The organism is Micromonospora sp. ABR4_055 (assembly GCF_056160425.1).
This window is the reverse complement of record NZ_JBSWXD010000286.1, coordinates 1-2940: the sequence shown is the minus strand read 5'-3', so window position 1 is coordinate 2940 and position 2940 is coordinate 1. Positions and strand designations below refer to the sequence as shown.

Sequence of the window (2940 nt, the reverse complement as noted above, 5' to 3'; positions counted from 1 at the left end):
CCCCACCTCCCCCCCCCCCGCCCCCCCCCCCTTCTCCCCCCCCCCCCCCCTCCCCCTCCCGTCCCCCCGGGTTAACAGCGCCCGCCCGATTCGGATAGTGTTCCGGTGGCTACCCGAGTGGCAGGTGGGGGTGGGATGAGCTTCGGTGCCGCGTACCGTCGGGCGGTCGCCGCCCACCGGCGGGCCGTGACCCATCTGACCACCGCCCGATCGGCCATAGCGGACAGCCCGGCACCGCCGCCGCCGGACCTCGGCGACGTCACCGAACGGCTGCGCCACGTCGGCGAAACCCTCACCACCGGCGCGACCAGCGCCATCCAGGACCCGGCCGTCGGCCCGGCCCCGGTGCGGGTCGGCATGGCCCGCCCGGTCGGGCTGGCCGGCACCGGCGACCCGGTCGAGTTCCCCGCGCTGGTGCCGCTCGGCGCCGGCACCCACCTGGCCATCGACGCCGACGCCCGCCAGCCACGGATCGCCGCCCTGCTGCGCAGCCTCGTCGTGCGACTGCTCGCCGCCGCCCCACCCGGCACGGTACGGGTGGCCGCGCTGGACACCACCTCGATGGGCGCCACCTTCCTGCCGCTGCGCCCGCTGGTCGAAGCCGGCGTGCTGGCGGCACCGGCCGCCACCGACGCCGAAGCCAAGGAACGCCTCGACGACGCCGACCAGCACGTACGCGCCGCCCAGGCCCGCACCGGCGGGCAGCCGGGGGAGCTGCTGGTGGTGGTCGCGGCGGCGCTGCCGGACAGCCGCGCCGAGCTGATGCGCCTCGCCGCGCTCACCCACGCCGGCACCGCCGCCCGGGTCTGCGTGATCGTCGCCGGCTACCCGCCGACCGGCACCGGGGCGCAGCCGCCGACGCTCGGCCCGACCACCCAGATCCGACTCGACGGCAACCGGGGCTGGGTCGGCGACCCACCCGGCCAGCCGTTCAGCTCCGACGGCACCGGGCTGGCCGCACCGGTCGCCCTCGACGGCGACCCGCCGGCCCGGGTCGTGCAGGCCCTCGCCGACCGGCTCGGCGAGATCCACCGGCGCGGCTCCGCACTCGACTTCGCCGACCTGCTGCCGCCCCGGATCTGGACCGAGACCGCCGGCACCGGCCTGCACACCGTCGTCGGCCGCGCCGGCCGGGAGCCGGCGGTCCTCGCCTTCGACGACGTCACCCCGCACTGGCTGGTCGGTGGGCGCACCGGCTCCGGCAAGACCGTCTTCCTGCTTGACCTGCTGTACGGCCTGGCCGCCCGCTACCCACCCGACGAGCTGGCGCTCTACCTGCTCGACTTCAAGGAAGGCGTCAGCTTCACCGAGTTCGTGCCGACCGGCCGCGACCCGTCGTGGATCCCGCACGCCCGCGCCGTCGGCATCGAGTCCGACCGGGAGTACGGCGTCGCCGTGCTGCGCGAACTGCGCCGCGAGCTGAACCGGCGGGCGGCGGCGATGAAACGCCACGGCGTGACGAAGCTGGCCGACCTGCCCCGCGACGGCGCGCCGACGCCGCGTACCGTCGCCGTGATCGACGAGTTCCACGTGTTGTTCGACGGTAACGACTCGGTCGCCCGCGAGGCCGCCGCCCTGCTGGAGGAGCTGGCCCGCAAAGGCCGGTCGTACGGCGTACACCTGGTCCTGGCCAGCCAGAGCATGTCCGGCATCGAAGCCCTCTACGGCAAGACCGACTCGATCTTCGGCCAGTTCCCGCTGCGGGTGGCGCTGCCCGGCGGCAACGGCGTCCTCGACCCGCTCAACCAGACCGCCGGCGGGCTGCCGGTCGGGCAGGCGATCGTCAACGCCTCGGCCGGCATCGCCGGTGCCAACACGGTCGTCCGGTTCCCGGACGCGCACGGCGGTGCCCGGCGGATCGCCGCGCTGCGCCACGAGCTGTGGCAGGCCCGCGCCGCCGGCTCCCGGCCACCGGCGATCTTCAAGGGGTACGAGGCGGCGCACCTCGACGGCGACCCGACGTACCGCTCACTGGCCCCCGGCGGGCGGCGTCCCCTCGCGCTGGTCGGCCGGCAGGTCGACGTGGATCTGACGTCGGCGGTGTTCCCGCTGGACGCCACCCCCGGCCGGCACATCGCGGTGGTCGGCACCACCGGCCACGCCGCCGACGTGCTGCACGCCGCCACGGTCAGCCTGGCCCGGCAGGAGCCGGCCGGCCACGCCCGGTTCCTGCTGGCCCCGCTGGTCGCCTCCGCCGACGAGGTCGCCGATGAAACCGCTGAGGCGCTGCACGCCTTCGGGCATTCGATCACCCGGTTGACCGCCGCCGAGCTGCGCGAGGAGCTGCGCCGACTGGCCAACCCGGACACCACTACGACGACTGACGGCGGGCGGACGTACCTCGTGGTGTTCGGGATGGACGCCGCAGCCGGGGTGCTCGGCGCGAAGGACGAGATGTACAAGTCCGGGCTGGACGACCTGCAGGTGGTGCTGCGCCAGGGGCCCGGCCAGGGCGTCCATCTGCTGGGTTGGTGGCGTGGGCTACGGCGGCTCGCCGACGACCTGGGCGGCTCACACAACCGCGACGACCTGGCCTGCCTGGTGGCGATGAACGTCCCCGGCGGTGAGCTCGGCTCCTACCTGGGCACCCACGACCTGGCGTACCGGCCGCGGCCGAACCGGGCGCTGCTGATCGACCGGCACGACCAGCGGACCCGGCTGATCGTGCCGTTCGCGTTGCCCGGCCGCGAGCTGGACGAGGAAGGCTGAGCGCGGTGAGCAGCGACTTCGACGAGTACGCCGCCCTGGCCCGGCACCTGCACGAGCTGCACCGCACCGGTCAGGCCGGCTCGGCGCAGCATCAGACCCGTCGACAGCGGCTCACCGGCTACGCCGACCAGCTCGGTCAGCGGCTGTACGCCCAGTGGCAGCGGCTGGCGGCGATCGCCCAGGCCGCCGGCGAGCAGGCACCGCCCGCGCCGCCGCCGATCGCCGCGCCCC

2 protein-coding genes and 1 pseudogene are annotated in these 2940 nt (G+C 75.5%); 2 read left to right on the top strand and 1 reads right to left on the bottom strand.

Translation table 11 applies throughout. From position 1 onward, the window contains the following. A partial coding sequence (locus tag ACXAHD_RS31785) for a hypothetical protein (protein ID WP_475055108.1) occupies window positions 1–195 on the bottom strand: 195 nt, incomplete at its 3' end. On the opposite strand from ACXAHD_RS31785, the gene ACXAHD_RS31780 reads away from it, so the two are divergent. Next, window positions 136–2709, top strand: a complete 2574-nt coding sequence (locus tag ACXAHD_RS31780) for an FtsK/SpoIIIE domain-containing protein (protein ID WP_475055106.1) — start codon at window positions 136–138, stop codon at window positions 2707–2709. The genes ACXAHD_RS31785 and ACXAHD_RS31780 overlap by 60 nt on opposite strands. Window positions 2710–2714: 5 nt before the next feature. After that, window positions 2715–2940 (top strand): annotated as a pseudogene (locus ACXAHD_RS31775) (hypothetical protein); the annotation flags it as partial.

Coding starts and splice junctions, on each gene's coding strand:
- ACXAHD_RS31780 (WP_475055106.1), top strand. CDS start 136: ATGAGCTTCGGTGCCGCGTACCGTCGGGCGGTCGCCGCCCACCGGCGG.